Source organism: Lysinibacillus sp. FSL R5-0849, assembly GCF_038595075.1.
In the GTDB taxonomy this organism is placed as follows: Bacteria; Bacillota; Bacilli; order Bacillales_A; family Planococcaceae; genus Lysinibacillus; species Lysinibacillus fusiformis.
Window position 1 is genome coordinate 102,560 of record NZ_CP152004.1, and the last position, 16,155, is coordinate 118,714.

General features: G+C 44.8%; 9 protein-coding genes, 9 tRNA genes and 4 rRNA genes. All 22 read left to right on the forward strand.

Translation table 11 applies throughout. The features are described 5' to 3' along the window. Positions 1-150: 150 nt before the first annotated feature. Positions 151-1,530, forward strand: coding sequence for an anthranilate synthase component I family protein (locus MKY80_RS00505; protein WP_342532982.1), 1,380 nt, complete (start codon positions 151-153; stop codon positions 1,528-1,530). Beyond that, positions 1,527-2,108, forward strand: coding sequence for an aminodeoxychorismate/anthranilate synthase component II (gene pabA, locus MKY80_RS00510; RefSeq protein ID WP_008180302.1), 582 nt, complete (start codon positions 1,527-1,529; stop codon positions 2,106-2,108). Before MKY80_RS00505 ends, pabA begins: the two co-directional genes overlap by 4 nt. Then, positions 2,109-2,948: an aminodeoxychorismate lyase gene (gene pabC, locus MKY80_RS00515; RefSeq protein WP_008180304.1), complete on the forward strand. Its 840-nt coding sequence runs from the start codon at positions 2,109-2,111 to the stop codon at positions 2,946-2,948. Between the two features lie 13 nt (positions 2,949-2,961). Continuing rightward, entirely contained in the window at positions 2,962-3,816 is an 855-nt protein-coding gene (gene folP / locus MKY80_RS00520) for a dihydropteroate synthase (protein WP_008180306.1), read from the forward strand. Continuing rightward, positions 3,816-4,181, forward strand: a complete 366-nt coding sequence (gene folB, locus MKY80_RS00525) for a dihydroneopterin aldolase (RefSeq protein WP_008180308.1) — start codon at positions 3,816-3,818, stop codon at positions 4,179-4,181. The genes folP and folB overlap by 1 nt, the downstream gene beginning before the upstream one ends. Continuing rightward, positions 4,181-4,693 (forward strand): 2-amino-4-hydroxy-6-hydroxymethyldihydropteridine diphosphokinase, encoded by a 513-nt coding sequence (gene folK / locus MKY80_RS00530; protein ID WP_008180310.1) that lies wholly within the window; start codon positions 4,181-4,183, stop codon positions 4,691-4,693. Before folB ends, folK begins: the two co-directional genes overlap by 1 nt. A gap of 67 nt (positions 4,694-4,760) precedes the next feature. Then, the gene (gene dusB, locus MKY80_RS00535; protein ID WP_089987423.1) at positions 4,761-5,801 is read left to right on the forward strand and encodes a tRNA dihydrouridine synthase DusB; all 1,041 of its coding nucleotides are present in this window, start codon (positions 4,761-4,763) and stop codon (positions 5,799-5,801) included. A 176-nt stretch (positions 5,802-5,977) separates the two neighbouring features. Continuing rightward, a complete protein-coding gene (gene lysS / locus MKY80_RS00540; RefSeq protein WP_008180313.1) occupies positions 5,978-7,480 on the forward strand; it encodes a lysine--tRNA ligase in 1,503 nt (500 codons plus the stop codon). Positions 7,481-7,676: 196 nt separating this feature from the next. Next, on the forward strand, positions 7,677-7,958 hold the full coding sequence (locus MKY80_RS00545) for a hypothetical protein (RefSeq protein ID WP_008180315.1): 282 nt from the start codon (positions 7,677-7,679) through the stop codon (positions 7,956-7,958). A 615-nt stretch (positions 7,959-8,573) separates the two neighbouring features. Then, positions 8,574-10,125, forward strand: a 16S ribosomal RNA gene (locus tag MKY80_RS00550). A 306-nt stretch (positions 10,126-10,431) separates the two neighbouring features. Further along, positions 10,432-13,359: ribosomal RNA gene (locus MKY80_RS00555) — 23S ribosomal RNA — on the forward strand. 116 nt (positions 13,360-13,475) lie between these two features. Continuing rightward, positions 13,476-13,591 (forward strand): 5S ribosomal RNA (rrf, locus tag MKY80_RS00560). A 10-nt stretch (positions 13,592-13,601) separates the two neighbouring features. Next, positions 13,602-13,674: transfer RNA gene (locus tag MKY80_RS00565), tRNA-Val, on the forward strand. 6 nt (positions 13,675-13,680) lie between these two features. Next, a tRNA-Thr gene (locus MKY80_RS00570) sits at positions 13,681-13,756 on the forward strand. 8 nt (positions 13,757-13,764) lie between these two features. Then, a tRNA-Lys gene (locus MKY80_RS00575) sits at positions 13,765-13,840 on the forward strand. A 23-nt stretch (positions 13,841-13,863) separates the two neighbouring features. Continuing rightward, positions 13,864-13,948, forward strand: a tRNA-Leu gene (locus MKY80_RS00580). Between the two features lie 36 nt (positions 13,949-13,984). Continuing rightward, positions 13,985-14,059, forward strand: a tRNA-Gly gene (locus MKY80_RS00585). A gap of 5 nt (positions 14,060-14,064) precedes the next feature. Next, positions 14,065-14,153: transfer RNA gene (locus MKY80_RS00590), tRNA-Leu, on the forward strand. Positions 14,154-14,161: 8 nt separating this feature from the next. Beyond that, positions 14,162-14,238 (forward strand) — tRNA-Arg (locus MKY80_RS00595). Between the two features lie 9 nt (positions 14,239-14,247). Beyond that, positions 14,248-14,324, forward strand: a tRNA-Pro gene (locus MKY80_RS00600). A gap of 15 nt (positions 14,325-14,339) precedes the next feature. Next, positions 14,340-14,415: transfer RNA gene (locus tag MKY80_RS00605), tRNA-Ala, on the forward strand. A 150-nt stretch (positions 14,416-14,565) separates the two neighbouring features. Then, positions 14,566-16,117: ribosomal RNA gene (locus MKY80_RS00610) — 16S ribosomal RNA — on the forward strand. The 16S, 23S and 5S rRNA genes sit together here with 9 tRNA genes alongside, the layout of an rRNA operon. Positions 16,118-16,155: the final 38 nt, after the last annotated feature.

Genomic DNA, 16,155 nt, shown 5'->3' on the forward strand with positions numbered 1-16,155 from the left:
GATAAGGAGTCTTTTTTAGTGCGCTTAGAATTTCATAGAGCCTTATAAAAATATTCGCATCTATGTAATATTCACGTTAAGATGGAATCACATCAAATGATTTAAAAGGGGAAAGCTAACTTGAAGACAATTTTGACGAAAACAGTAGAGATGGATGCAGATTCATTTTTTTATAGTTATAAAAAGCAAACTGAGACACAAGATTCGCATGTCTTTTTAGAAAGTGGACGTGGTGGTCATTTTACAATAGCTGCTTGGAATCCATTAGCAACCGCACAATCGGTAGAGGACGGACTTTTAGTAAATTGGAGAAATGGCAGAAGCGAAGTTTTACCAGGTGAATCTCTTGCATTGTTGGAAGAACTCGTGGCGGAATACCAGGTTCCCCATAATGCGGAACTTCCAGTTTTTCAGGGGGGAGCTATTGGATTTGTAACATATGATTATGCGCGCAATATTGAAGTGCTTCCTAATACAGCTAATGACGATCTACAAATACCAGATATTTATTTTTATTTGTTTGATAGCTGGGCAGTACATGATGTGAAACACAATACGGTCACGTTAATGAAGCTAGAAGATTATGTTGTTGACTTAGAAGAATGGGCTACTAATTGGCAAGTTGCAGCCCGTGATGGACTTGCTACGCGTAAATTTGAAAAGACCAATGCTATAGAAGTAGTCAATGACGAGAGTGAATTGCTTGTGTCATTCGCAGGGACTGACTTTGAGGCGGCGGTGCAGAAAATTCAAACCTATATCGCACAAGGTGATGTGTTTCAGGTGAATTTATCAGTTCGTCAATCTAAAAACTTAAATACGACAGCGATGGATGTATATGAGGCATTAAGAGCCTTTAATCCGTCACCTTACATGGCTTATATGGAAGCCCCTGATTTTGCGGTTGTTTCTGGATCACCTGAGCTTTTAGTTAAACGCCAGGGTCAAGAATTATCAACAAGACCCATTGCGGGAACGCGTCCAAGAGGGAAATCTGAAGAGGAAGATTTAGCATTAGCTCAAGAATTAATTGACAATGATAAAGAACGCGCAGAGCATGTGATGTTAGTAGATTTAGAGCGTAATGATTTAGGGCGAGTATCAACCTATGGAACAGTAGAAGTAGATGAGTTCATGGTCATTGAACGCTATTCGCATGTTATGCACATTGTATCTAATGTTCGGGGAGAAATAGCGGAAGGCAAAACAAACGCTGATGTTATCCGTGCAATGTTCCCAGGCGGTACTATTACTGGTGCACCAAAGATACGAACAATGGAGATTATCGAAGAATTAGAGCCTGTAAGACGTGGCTTATACACGGGTTCTATTGGCTGGCTCGGCTATACTGGGGACATGGAGTTTAATATTGTGATTCGTACAGCATTTATAAAAGATGGGATCGCGCATATTCAGGCAGGAGCAGGTATTGTCATTGATTCTGTTCCAGAAAGAGAATATCAGGAATCTTTAAATAAGGCGAAGGCCATGTGGCAGGCAAAGGCCATGGCGGAGGGGCGAGCAAAATGATTTTAATGATCGATAACTATGATTCATTTATTTATAACATCGTACAATATTTGGGTGAGTTTGGTCATGAAGTAATAGTAAAACGAAATGATGTATTAACAATAGAGGACATAGAGCAACTTGCACCAGATATGATAGTTATTTCACCGGGGCCGTGTAGTCCAAATGAAGCGGGTGAAAGTCTGAATATTATCCGATATTTCGCGGGAAATATTCCAATTTTAGGTGTTTGTCTTGGACATCAGGCTATTGCGCAAGTGTTCGGTGGTCAGGTAATACGGGCTGAGCGCCTTATGCATGGGAAGATATCCCCTGTATTACATGCTGAAGTTGGTTTACATAGAGCTATGCCAAACCCATTTCAAGCTACTCGCTATCATTCTCTCATTGTAGAAAAAGAGACACTACCGACTTGTCTAGAAGTAACCGCTTGGACAGAAGAGGGAGAAATTATGGGGCTTCGTCACAAGGAGTATCCAATAGAGGGTGTACAATATCACCCAGAATCTATTATGACTGAGCAAGGTAAACAACTCCTTCGTCAATTTATAGAAATGTACGTAGAAGGAGTTAAATAGATGCAGTGCTGGATGAATGGAAGCTATATGGCAGCCGAGGATTTGCGAATTTCCCCTTTTGACCATGGTTTTTTATATGGTTTGGGCTTCTTTGAAACGTTCCGAACATATGAAGGGCAGATATTTGAATGGGATGCACATATGAAAAGATTACAGCAGGCTTTATCACAATATCGCATTCATTTAACCTATCCTGAAAGTGTTTTATTTGAAGTTGTGCAACAATTAAATCAGCAAGCTGGTGGTCAGGATGGCTATTTCCGTCTTAATGTTTCAGCAGGTGAACATAATATTGGTTTGCAGCCAACAGAATACATGCAACCCAATGTCATTATCTTTCGTAAAGAATTACTGGATACACCTCGTGGAACTGAAAAGACAGCTCAGTGGCTTACTACACCACGTAATTCGCCTGAACAAGGGGTGCGCGTCAAATCACATCATTATGGCAACAATGTGCTTGGCCGTTTCGAGCTGCCGTCTTTGGCACAGCAAGAAGGTTTCTTTTTAACGGAAGCCGGCTACGTTGCAGAAGGTGTAACCTCAAATGTTTTTTGGGTAAAAAATGATATACTATATACGCCTTCTTTGGAAACAGGCATACTACCTGGCATTGTTCGAGCTTGGGTTATAAAAAAAGCCGATGCTCTTGGTATTGAAGTAAGAGAAGGCTTTTATATGAAGGAAGACTTACAACAAAGTACGGAATGCTTTATTACCAATTCCGTGCAGGAGCTTGTACCGATCATTCATATAGAGAACCAGCAATTATTAGGTAATAAAGGACCTGTTTATTCGTGTTTACATGATGCATTTGCTCAAGAAGTGGAGCAACGATAGAGGGAGCGTTTGTATGCTAGATAAATATATAAAACCATTAACCATTAATGGTATTACATTAGACTTTACAAAAGAAACGTTTGTAATGGGTATTTTAAATGTTACACCAGACTCCTTCTCTGATGGAGGAAAGTTCAACAGTGTCGAAGCTGCGGTAGCTCAAGCGAAAAAAATGGTGGCGGATGGTGCTAAAATTATTGATGTAGGCGGAGAGTCTACACGTCCTGGTTATGAGCGTATTTCAGATGAAGATGAAATTACACGTATTGTACCTGTTATACAAGCATTATTGAAAGAAGTAGATGCCATTATTTCGGTTGATACGTATAAAGCAAACGTAGCGCGAGCTGCCATTGAGGCGGGGGCGCATGTGATAAATGATATTTGGGGAGCAAAAGCTGAACCGGAAATTGCACAGGTTGCAGCTGATTTACATGTTCCAATAATTTTAATGCACAATCGTGAAAATATGGATTATGGTGTTGATTTTTGGTCAACGGCGAAAGCGGATTTAGATGAAAGTATTGCTATCGTACATCAAGCGGGGGTTCCTGATCATCATATTATCCTAGATCCTGGTATCGGCTTTGCTAAAAACACTGAGCAGAATATAGCCATGATGCAACACTTAAAGGATTTAGTGGAGATGGGCTATCCTGTGCTTTTAGCAACATCACGTAAATCCATGATCGGCAATGTCTTGAAGCTACCAGTTAATGAACGTCTTGAAGGTACGGGAGCAACGGTAGTTTATGGAATTGAAAAGGGCTGTCATATGATACGCGTTCATGATGTAAAGGAAATGGCACGTGCAGCGCATATGGCTGATGTACTAGTAGGGAAACGACTGTATAAGGAGGAGGCATAATGGATTATATTCATTTAAAAGATATGCAGTTTTATGGTTACCACGGTGTATTAGCGGCAGAAACAACTCTTGGTCAACGTTTTCGAGCAAATGTTTCGCTGGCTGTAGATATGACAAAGGCTGGAGAAACGGATGACCTCGCTTATACGGTAAATTATGCAGAGGTCTATGCTTTGTGTCGTGATATTGTAGAAGGAGAACCTTTTAAGCTTATTGAGGCACTTGTTGTGAAAATGGCAAACGTGATTTTAACAACATACCCTGAAAAAATAAAGGGCGTTCGTGTAGAGCTGATCAAGCCAGACCCACCAATCCACGGCTATTACAAAGAAGTGTCTGTTGAGGTAACGAGAGGTGATTTTTAATGAAGGATGTCTATTTATCAATAGGAACAAATATGGGTGAGAGATATGAAAACCTTCAACAAGCTGTTGCTCTTTTAAGAGAGAAGGAGAACATTGAGGTTGTTCGTGTTTCATCTGTTTATGAAACGGCAGCTGTAGGCTATACAGATCAGGCAGACTTTTTGAATATTGCTGTTCATCTCAAAACCGATGCATCATCTACTGAAATGCTGAAGATTTGCCAATCGATTGAGCAAGAGTTAGGGCGTGTGCGAGAATTTCGTTGGGGTCCACGAATCATCGACCTTGACATTTTACTTTACAATCAAGAAAATATTGAAACAGAGAACCTACTTGTTCCTCATCCAAGAATGTATGAGCGAGCTTTCGTCTTAGTGCCACTGGTAGAGATTACTCCAGCACCTTTCGGAGATCAGCTACAACAAGCACATCATTTATTGCAACAGATGGACTGTGAGCGTGAAGGTATAAACTTGTGGCAGCCAACTAACGAACCTCTTATAGTGAGTTAGGTAGGCGCTTTATATAATTTTAAATTAAGGATAAATAGGTACATGCCTATATAGGAGGAAGACAACGTTGAGTCAAACAACAGAGAAGCCCTTTCAAATTGGCGATATTGTCATGGACAACCGTGTTGTATTAGCTCCAATGGCAGGGATTTGTAATTCTGCTTTCCGATTAACCGTTAAGGAGTTCGGAGCAGGGCTTGTATATGCTGAAATGATTAGTGATAAGGGCATTGTTCAAAAAAACGAAAAAACATTAGGTATGCTTTATATCGATGAACGTGAAAATCCTCTGTCACTACAAATTTTTGGTGGAGATAAAGAAACATTAGTAGAGGCCGCTAAGTATGTAGATCAAAATACATCCGCTGATATTATAGATATCAATATGGGGTGCCCTGTTAATAAAATCATTAAATGTGAAGCGGGAGCTCGCTTGCTTTTAGATCCTAATAAAGTGTATGAAATGGTAGCCGCTGTGGTGGATGCAGTGAAAAAGCCTATTAGCGTAAAAATGCGAATTGGTTGGGATGATGAGCATATCTTCGCTATTGAAAATGCCCAGGCTGTTGAACGTGCTGGTGCGTCAGCGGTAGCGGTTCATGGTCGTACACGTGTACAAATGTACGAAGGGAAGGCGAATTGGGATATCATTCGTCAGGTAAAGGAAAATGTGAAAATCCCTGTTCTTGGTAATGGTGATGTAGAAACGCCGCAGGACGCTAAACGTATGCTAGAAACTACAGGTGTAGATGCAGTGATGATTGGTCGTGCCGCTTTGGGTAACCCATGGATGATTTATCGTACAGTTCAATACCTAGAAACTGGTGAATTAAAGGAAGAACCGAGTGTACGTGAAAAAATGGACGTCTGTCTACTTCACTTTGAACGTCTGCTCCAATTAAAAGGAGAAGGTATAGCAGTTCGTGAAATGCGTAAGCATGCATCTTGGTATTTGAAGGGAATTAGAGGTAATGGTAAAGCACGTAACGCTATTAACCAAACAGAAACGGCAGCAGAGCTTCGCGCGTTATTAAATGGCCTTGTTCAAGAGTATGCAGAATCCGAGTCCAATCTCATGATCCCTGAAGCAAAAGAATTAATTATTTAAGATAAAGATACCGTGAGCGTCTCAAGTTTTGACAGAGACGCTTTTTTTGCGCGCTTTAATTTTTAGAATTATTAATTATCTTATCTTGTATTGAAAATAAACTGAAACAGATGATTACAGCATTAAAATTGTGTACAATAGAAATATTATGGACGTAAACGCTATTTATTTAAGGAGTGAAACAAGTGTCAAACATAGAAGAATTAAATGACCAGCTTTTGGTGAGACGCCAAAAAATGACGACTATATTAGAGAACGGACAAGATCCATTTGGTAGCCGTTTTGAACGTACGCATTTGTCAACAGAAGTAAAGGAACAATTTGCAGATCAAACAAAAGAGCAACTAGAAGAAAATCTGCAAGAGGTTATTATTGCGGGTCGTATAATGACGAAGCGCGGTAAAGGAAAAGCTGGCTTTGCACATATTCAAGATTTGGGTGGCCAAATTCAAATCTACGTTCGTCAAGACCATGTAGGTGAAGAAGCGTATGAATTATTTAAACAAGCTGATTTGGGAGATATCGTAGGTATCCGAGGGAATGTATTCCGCACACAGGTTGGCGAGCTCTCAGTAAAGGCAGAGGAATTCACATTCCTTACAAAGGCGCTACGTCCTATGCCAGAGAAGTTCCATGGTTTACAGGATGTTGAGCAACGTTATCGTCAACGCTACTTAGATCTTATGACGAATGAAGAAAGCAAATTAACATTTATAGCACGTTCTAAAATTATCCGTGCTATCCGCAACTATCTTGATAACTCTGGATATTTAGAAGTAGAAACACCAATGCTTCATACAATTGCTGGTGGTGCGGCTGCTCGTCCATTTATTACTCATCATAATGCACTTGATATGGAATTATATATGCGAATCGCAATCGAACTGCATTTAAAACGCTTAATTGTGGGTGGTTTAGAAAAGGTTTATGAGATTGGACGTGTATTCCGAAACGAAGGGATCTCGACACGACATAACCCTGAATTTACAATGATTGAGCTCTATGAAGCATACGCTGACTATCAAGATATCATGTCTCTTACTGAAAACCTTATAGCACACGTTGCTCAAGAAGTTCTTGGAACGACTACAGTTCAATATGGAGAAGATGAAATTAACCTTGCAGTGGGCTGGAGACGAGTTCACATGGTTGATGCCGTAAAAGAAGCAACTGGTGTAGACTTCTGGCAGCCGATGACAAAAGAGCAAGCTCAGGCTCTTGCTAAAGAACATGGAGTAGAAGTGAAAGATGTTCATGAAGTAGGTCATATTATTAATGAATTCTTTGAGCAAAAAATAGAAGAAACACTTGTACAACCTACATTTGTATATGGGCACCCAGTGGAAATCTCGCCTCTTGCAAAGAAAAATCCAGAGGACGAGCGTTTCACAGATCGCTTTGAGCTATTTATTGTTCGTCGTGAGCATGCAAATGCCTTCACAGAATTAAATGACCCAATCGATCAACGTCAGCGCTTTGAAGCACAATTAGCAGAGAAAGCAGCTGGTAATGATGAGGCACATGAAATGGACAATGATTTCATTGAAGCTTTGGAATATGGTATGCCTCCAACAGGTGGACTAGGCATTGGTATTGACCGATTAATCATGCTATTAACAAACTCACCTTCCATTCGTGATGTATTATTATTCCCGACAATGCGTCATATTACTAAATAGTCGTAGCATCTTTTCTAACAGTAAGATAAGAATAGAATGAAGAGGAGAATTTGCTGGATAAGGCAATTCTCCTCTTTTTTGTATTAAAAAAATTAAGTTGTTTAAACGTGGATTATATTTAGGTTATACTTTTATAGTTCTATGTTTTTATAAACGACAGTAGATAAAAAAGAAGTATTTTTATTGGGGGCATATAATGAATTACAAAATTATTAACAAACAAGTATTTGAACAGGCTCAATTACGTTCTGTATCGGATGTTCCATTTACAGAAGAAGAACTTGAGCATGGAATGAAATTAGTAGTTGCCAAAAAAGACGAGAATCTTACTTTATATTTAGTAGAGATAGACGGACATAAGAAGTTTGATGTTCGCTGGGATGATTCTTCTGAAATTTTTAGTGGCTGGTATTCCGCGTGGGATAATTTCCTGTGGTGTTTAAATATAGTTGATCCACAAGATGATGGCTTAAAGTAGTAGCGCGAAGCTTGAATAACAAACGATGAGGTTTTTTAGTTGAGTAAGCAGGAGAAAATGAAGCAGATGCTTTTAACTCCTGCTTCTATGTTTTAGTCTTTAATTTGTTGAGTTTTAAAAGAAAGCAATGTATAGTAAAACAAATCATTTAAGTTAGAACAGAGAATGATATAAAATCTACATTCTCATAAGTGTAGAAAATAGCTTACTAATGCATGTTTTTTCAATAATATCATTTTCTATGAAAAAAATACTTGCGAAGTAATTACGAACATGATAAATTATTACTTGTCGTTAAAACGACGTAAGAACAACACCATCATAAAAATTCAACAAACGAAAAAGTTGTTGACACTGAAATGTGGTTGTGGTAAGATTTAAAAGTTGTCTCTTGTAAACGAAAAACTTTTTGAAAAAAGTTGTTGACAATGATAACTGAGTATATTATAATTTAAGAGTTGCTATCAAAAACGTAGCAACTAAATGAACCTTGAAAACTGAACAAGTAAAACGTAATCAATAAAGTTTTCAGTAACTAGCTTAGCTAGTGAACGAAGCAAAATTTTGGACATCAAAATTGATGCCAGCAAAACAATTTGAGCTAATCAAATTTCTTTTATGGAGAGTTTGATCCTGGCTCAGGACGAACGCTGGCGGCGTGCCTAATACATGCAAGTCGAGCGAACAGAGAAGGAGCTTGCTCCTTCGACGTTAGCGGCGGACGGGTGAGTAACACGTGGGCAACCTACCTTATAGTTTGGGATAACTCCGGGAAACCGGGGCTAATACCGAATAATCTGTTTCACCTCATGGTGAAACACTGAAAGACGGTTTCGGCTGTCGCTATAGGATGGGCCCGCGGCGCATTAGCTAGTTGGTGAGGTAACGGCTCACCAAGGCGACGATGCGTAGCCGACCTGAGAGGGTGATCGGCCACACTGGGACTGAGACACGGCCCAGACTCCTACGGGAGGCAGCAGTAGGGAATCTTCCACAATGGGCGAAAGCCTGATGGAGCAACGCCGCGTGAGTGAAGAAGGATTTCGGTTCGTAAAACTCTGTTGTAAGGGAAGAACAAGTACAGTAGTAACTGGCTGTACCTTGACGGTACCTTATTAGAAAGCCACGGCTAACTACGTGCCAGCAGCCGCGGTAATACGTAGGTGGCAAGCGTTGTCCGGAATTATTGGGCGTAAAGCGCGCGCAGGTGGTTTCTTAAGTCTGATGTGAAAGCCCACGGCTCAACCGTGGAGGGTCATTGGAAACTGGGAGACTTGAGTGCAGAAGAGGATAGTGGAATTCCAAGTGTAGCGGTGAAATGCGTAGAGATTTGGAGGAACACCAGTGGCGAAGGCGACTATCTGGTCTGTAACTGACACTGAGGCGCGAAAGCGTGGGGAGCAAACAGGATTAGATACCCTGGTAGTCCACGCCGTAAACGATGAGTGCTAAGTGTTAGGGGGTTTCCGCCCCTTAGTGCTGCAGCTAACGCATTAAGCACTCCGCCTGGGGAGTACGGTCGCAAGACTGAAACTCAAAGGAATTGACGGGGGCCCGCACAAGCGGTGGAGCATGTGGTTTAATTCGAAGCAACGCGAAGAACCTTACCAGGTCTTGACATCCCGTTGACCACTGTAGAGATATAGTTTCCCCTTCGGGGGCAACGGTGACAGGTGGTGCATGGTTGTCGTCAGCTCGTGTCGTGAGATGTTGGGTTAAGTCCCGCAACGAGCGCAACCCTTGATCTTAGTTGCCATCATTTAGTTGGGCACTCTAAGGTGACTGCCGGTGACAAACCGGAGGAAGGTGGGGATGACGTCAAATCATCATGCCCCTTATGACCTGGGCTACACACGTGCTACAATGGACGATACAAACGGTTGCCAACTCGCGAGAGGGAGCTAATCCGATAAAGTCGTTCTCAGTTCGGATTGTAGGCTGCAACTCGCCTACATGAAGCCGGAATCGCTAGTAATCGCGGATCAGCATGCCGCGGTGAATACGTTCCCGGGCCTTGTACACACCGCCCGTCACACCACGAGAGTTTGTAACACCCGAAGTCGGTGAGGTAACCTTTTGGAGCCAGCCGCCGAAGGTGGGATAGATGATTGGGGTGAAGTCGTAACAAGGTAGCCGTATCGGAAGGTGCGGCTGGATCACCTCCTTTCTAAGGATATTTTCGGAATACAAACCTTGGGTTTGTAAGATTACGTTTTGCGTTCAGTTTTGAAGGTTCATTCTTCTGAATGAAATACTTCAAAACTTGTTCTTTGAAAACTGGATAAAACGACATTGAAATAGTAACAAACACATTTATTTTTTAAGTTTTTTTATAGGCTTAATAACATTAAAAGGTTTCAAGACACGAGCAGTTCTAGGAAGCAATCGAGTGAATGAAGGAGCGTACTTCAGTACGTGACTGATTGAACGAGTGAAGCTGACAACGAAATGCGATGTGTATTGAAAGCTGATAGGTTAAGTTATTAAGGGCGCACGGCGAATGCCTTGGCACTAGGAGCCGAAGAAGGACGGCACTAACACCGATATGCTTCGGGGAGCTGTAAGTGAGCTTTGATCCGGAGATTTCCGAATGGGGGAACCCACTACGTTTAATCGCGTAGTATCTTGACGTGAATACATAGCGTCTTGAAGGCAGACCCAGGGAACTGAAACATCTAAGTACCTGGAGGAAGAGAAAGAAAAATCGATTCCCTGAGTAGCGGCGAGCGAAACGGGAAGAGCCCAAACCAAGAGGCTTGCCTCTTGGGGTTGTAGGACACTCAATACGGAGTTACAAAAGAGCGAGTTAGATGAAGCGACTTGGAAAGGTCCGCCAGAGCAGGTAAAAGCCCTGTAGTCGAAAGTTCGTTCCCTCCTGAGTGGATCCTGAGTACGGCGGAACACGTGAAATTCCGTCGGAATCCGGGAGGACCATCTCCCAAGGCTAAATACTACCTAGTGACCGATAGTGAACCAGTACCGTGAGGGAAAGGTGAAAAGCACCCCGGAAGGGGAGTGAAAGAGATCCTGAAACCGTGTGCCTACAAGTAGTTAGAGCCCGTTAATGGGTGATAGCGTGCCTTTTGTAGAATGAACCGGCGAGTTACGATTACGTGCGAGGTTAAGCTTTAGAAGGCGGAGCCGCAGCGAAAGCGAGTCTGAATAGGGCGAAATAGTACGTGGTCGTAGACCCGAAACCAGGTGATCTACCCATGTCCAGGGTGAAGGTAAGGTAACACTTACTGGAGGCCCGAACCCACGCACGTTGAAAAGTGCGGGGATGAGGTGTGGGTAGCGGAGAAATTCCAATCGAACTTGGAGATAGCTGGTTCTCTCCGAAATAGCTTTAGGGCTAGCCTCGTGATGAGAATACTGGAGGTAGAGCACTGTTTGGACTAGGGGGCCATCCCGGTTTACCGAATTCAGACAAACTCCGAATGCCAGATATTTATACACGGGAGTCAGACTGCGAGTGATAAGATCCGTAGTCAAAAGGGAAACAGCCCAGACCACCAGCTAAGGTCCCAAAGTAATCGTTAAGTGGAAAAGGATGTGGCGTTGCACAGACAACCAGGATGTTGGCTTAGAAGCAGCCATCATTTAAAGAGTGCGTAATAGCTCACTGGTCGAGTGACGCTGCGCCGAAAATGTATCGGGGCTAAACGATTCACCGAAGCTGTGGATTGACATCTACGATGTCAGTGGTAGGAGAGCGTTCTAAGTGCGTTGAAGTCAGACCGGAAGGACTGGTGGAGCGCTTAGAAGTGAGAATGCCGGTATGAGTAGCGAAAGACGGGTGAGAATCCCGTCCACCGTATGACTAAGGTTTCCTGAGGAAGGCTCGTCCGCTCAGGGTTAGTCGGGACCTAAGCCGAGGCCGATAGGCGTAGGCGATGGACAACAGGTTGATATTCCTGTACCACCTCCTCACCGTTTGAGAAATGGGGGGACGCAGTAGGATAGGGCAAGCGCGCTGTTGGTTATGCGCGTCCAAGCAGTAAGGCGTGTGTGTAGGCAAATCCGCACACTGTAACGTTGAGCTGTGATGGCGAGTCCGTATGGACGAAGTTCCTGATTTCACACTGCCAAGAAAAGCCTCTATCGAGGTGAGAGGTGCCCGTACCGCAAACCGACACAGGTAGTCGAGGAGAGAATCCTAAGGTGTGCGAGAGAACTCTCGTTAAGGAACTCGGCAAAATGACCCCGTAACTTCGGGAGAAGGGGTGCTCTTGAGCGTGCAAGCGCATGAGAGCCGCAGTGAATAGGCCCAGGCGACTGTTTAGCAAAAACACAGGTCTCTGCAAAACCGTAAGGTGACGTATAGGGGCTGACGCCTGCCCGGTGCTGGAAGGTTAAGAGGAGTGGTTAGCGCAAGCGAAGCTGCGAATTGAAGCCCCAGTAAACGGCGGCCGTAACTATAACGGTCCTAAGGTAGCGAAATTCCTTGTCGGGTAAGTTCCGACCCGCACGAAAGGCGTAACGATCTGGGCACTGTCTCAACGAGAGACTCGGTGAAATTATAGTACCTGTGAAGATGCAGGTTACCCGCGACAGGACGGAAAGACCCCGTGGAGCTTTACTGTAGCCTGATATTGAATTTTGGTACAACTTGTACAGGATAGGTAGGAGCCAGAGATCTCGGAGCGCCAGCTTCGAAGGAGGCGTCGGTGGGATACTACCCTGGTTGTATTGAAATTCTAACCCATGCCCCTTAGCGGGGCAGGAGACAGTGTCAGGCGGACAGTTTGACTGGGGCGGTCGCCTCCTAAAAGGTAACGGAGGCGCCCAAAGGTTCCCTCAGAATGGTTGGAAATCATTCGTAGAGTGTAAAGGCACAAGGGAGCTTGACTGCGAGACCTACAAGTCGAGCAGGGTCGAAAGACGGGCTTAGTGATCCGGTGGTTCCGCATGGAAGGGCCATCGCTCAACGGATAAAAGCTACCCCGGGGATAACAGGCTTATCTCCCCCAAGAGTCCACATCGACGGGGAGGTTTGGCACCTCGATGTCGGCTCATCGCATCCTGGGGCTGTAGTCGGTCCCAAGGGTTGGGCTGTTCGCCCATTAAAGCGGTACGCGAGCTGGGTTCAGAACGTCGTGAGACAGTTCGGTCCCTATCCGTCGTGGGCGTAGGAAATTTGAGAGGAGCTGTCCTTAGTACGAGAGGACCGGGATGGACACACCGCTGGTGTACCAGTTGTCTTGCCAAAGGCATCGCTGGGTAGCTATGTGTGGACGGGATAAGTGCTGAAAGCATCTAAGCATGAAGCCCCCCTCAAGATGAGATTTCCCATTACGCAAGTAAGTAAGATCCCTCAAAGACGATGAGGTAGATAGGTTCGAGGTGGAAGTGTGGTGACACATGGAGCTGACGAATACTAATCGATCGAGGACTTAACCAAAAATGTTTGAAACCTTCAATGAACCGTTTATCCAGTTTTGAAAGAATAAAAAAGTTTTTAAAAAACTTGCATTTTATAACTACATATGTTATAATAAATCTTGTCTTTTGAATAAGTCTAGTGATGATGGCAAAGAGGTCACACCCGTTCCCATACCGAACACGGAAGTTAAGCTCTTTAGCGCCGATGGTAGTTGGGGGATTCCCCCTGTGAGAGTAGGACGTCGCTAGGCATAATACCCAGGAGGATTAGCTCAGCTGGGAGAGCATCTGCCTTACAAGCAGAGGGTCGGCGGTTCGAGCCCGTCATCCTCCATCATTTGCCGGTTTAGCTCAGCAGGTAGAGCAACTGACTTGTAATCAGTAGGTCGTGGGTTCGATTCCTATAGCCGGCACCATTTCAGACGAGCCATTAGCTCAGTTGGTAGAGCATCTGACTTTTAATCAGAGGGTCGAAGGTTCGAGTCCTTCATGGCTCACCATTTATAAGTACCAACCATATTAAGCGGGTGTGGCGGAATTGGCAGACGCACTAGACTTAGGATCTAGCGCCGCAAGGCGTGGGGGTTCGACTCCCTTCACCCGCACCATTTTTCAATATGCCAGATAAAAAAACTTATGCACATGCGGAAGTAGTTCAGTGGTAGAACACCACCTTGCCAAGGTGGGGGTCGCGAGTTCGAACCTCGTCTTCCGCTCCAAATGTGCCGGGGTGGCGGAACTGGCAGACGCACAGGACTTAAAATCCTGCGGTAGGTGACTACCGTACCGGTTCGATTCCGGTCCTCGGCACCATTTTATATGCGCCCGTAGCTCAATTGGATAGAGCGTCTGACTACGGATCAGAAGGTTATGGGTTCGACTCCTGTCGGGCGCGCCATAAAACGAACGGGAAGTAGCTCAGCTTGGTAGAGCACTTGGTTTGGGACCAAGGGGTCGCAGGTTCGAATCCTGTCTTCCCGACCATTTCCAAAAAAATATGGGGCCTTAGCTCAGCTGGGAGAGCGCCTGCCTTGCACGCAGGAGGTCAGCGGTTCGATCCCGCTAGGCTCCACCATTCAACTTATTTAACTAAATGAACCTTGAAAACTGAACAAGCAAAACGTAATCAATAAAGTTTTAAGTAACTAGCTTAGCTAGTGAACAAAACAAAATTTTGGACATCAAAATTGATGCCAGCAAAACAATTTGAGCTAATCAAATTTCTTTTATGGAGAGTTTGATCCTGGCTCAGGACGAACGCTGGCGGCGTGCCTAATACATGCAAGTCGAGCGAACAGAGAAGGAGCTTGCTCCTTCGACGTTAGCGGCGGACGGGTGAGTAACACGTGGGCAACCTACCTTATAGTTTGGGATAACTCCGGGAAACCGGGGCTAATACCGAATAATCTGTTTCACCTCATGGTGAAACACTGAAAGACGGTTTCGGCTGTCGCTATAGGATGGGCCCGCGGCGCATTAGCTAGTTGGTGAGGTAACGGCTCACCAAGGCGACGATGCGTAGCCGACCTGAGAGGGTGATCGGCCACACTGGGACTGAGACACGGCCCAGACTCCTACGGGAGGCAGCAGTAGGGAATCTTCCACAATGGGCGAAAGCCTGATGGAGCAACGCCGCGTGAGTGAAGAAGGATTTCGGTTCGTAAAACTCTGTTGTAAGGGAAGAACAAGTACAGTAGTAACTGGCTGTACCTTGACGGTACCTTATTAGAAAGCCACGGCTAACTACGTGCCAGCAGCCGCGGTAATACGTAGGTGGCAAGCGTTGTCCGGAATTATTGGGCGTAAAGCGCGCGCAGGTGGTTTCTTAAGTCTGATGTGAAAGCCCACGGCTCAACCGTGGAGGGTCATTGGAAACTGGGAGACTTGAGTGCAGAAGAGGATAGTGGAATTCCAAGTGTAGCGGTGAAATGCGTAGAGATTTGGAGGAACACCAGTGGCGAAGGCGACTATCTGGTCTGTAACTGACACTGAGGCGCGAAAGCGTGGGGAGCAAACAGGATTAGATACCCTGGTAGTCCACGCCGTAAACGATGAGTGCTAAGTGTTAGGGGGTTTCCGCCCCTTAGTGCTGCAGCTAACGCATTAAGCACTCCGCCTGGGGAGTACGGTCGCAAGACTGAAACTCAAAGGAATTGACGGGGGCCCGCACAAGCGGTGGAGCATGTGGTTTAATTCGAAGCAACGCGAAGAACCTTACCAGGTCTTGACATCCCGTTGACCACTGTAGAGATATAGTTTCCCCTTCGGGGGCAACGGTGACAGGTGGTGCATGGTTGTCGTCAGCTCGTGTCGTGAGATGTTGGGTTAAGTCCCGCAACGAGCGCAACCCTTGATCTTAGTTGCCATCATTTAGTTGGGCACTCTAAGGTGACTGCCGGTGACAAACCGGAGGAAGGTGGGGATGACGTCAAATCATCATGCCCCTTATGACCTGGGCTACACACGTGCTACAATGGACGATACAAACGGTTGCCAACTCGCGAGAGGGAGCTAATCCGATAAAGTCGTTCTCAGTTCGGATTGTAGGCTGCAACTCGCCTACATGAAGCCGGAATCGCTAGTAATCGCGGATCAGCATGCCGCGGTGAATACGTTCCCGGGCCTTGTACACACCGCCCGTCACACCACGAGAGTTTGTAACACCCGAAGTCGGTGAGGTAACCTTTTGGAGCCAGCCGCCGAAGGTGGGATAGATGATTGGGGTGAAGTCGTAACAAGGTAGCCGTATCGGAAGGTGCGGCTGGATCACCTCCTTTCTAAGGATATTTTCGGAATACAAACCTTGGGTTTGTAA

Excerpts from the sequence above, each read along its gene's own strand:
- pabA (WP_008180302.1), top strand. The coding sequence starts at position 1,527 with ATGATTTTAATGATCGATAACTATGATTCATTTATTTATAACATCGTA.
- folP (WP_008180306.1), top strand. The coding sequence starts at position 2,962 with ATGCTAGATAAATATATAAAACCATTAACCATTAATGGTATTACATTA.
- MKY80_RS00505 (WP_342532982.1), top strand. The coding sequence starts at position 151 with ATGGATGCAGATTCATTTTTTTATAGTTATAAAAAGCAAACTGAGACA.
- folK (WP_008180310.1), top strand. The coding sequence starts at position 4,181 with ATGAAGGATGTCTATTTATCAATAGGAACAAATATGGGTGAGAGATAT.
- MKY80_RS00545 (WP_008180315.1), top strand. The coding sequence starts at position 7,677 with ATGAATTACAAAATTATTAACAAACAAGTATTTGAACAGGCTCAATTA.
- pabC (WP_008180304.1), top strand. The coding sequence starts at position 2,109 with ATGCAGTGCTGGATGAATGGAAGCTATATGGCAGCCGAGGATTTGCGA.
- folB (WP_008180308.1), top strand. The coding sequence starts at position 3,816 with ATGGATTATATTCATTTAAAAGATATGCAGTTTTATGGTTACCACGGT.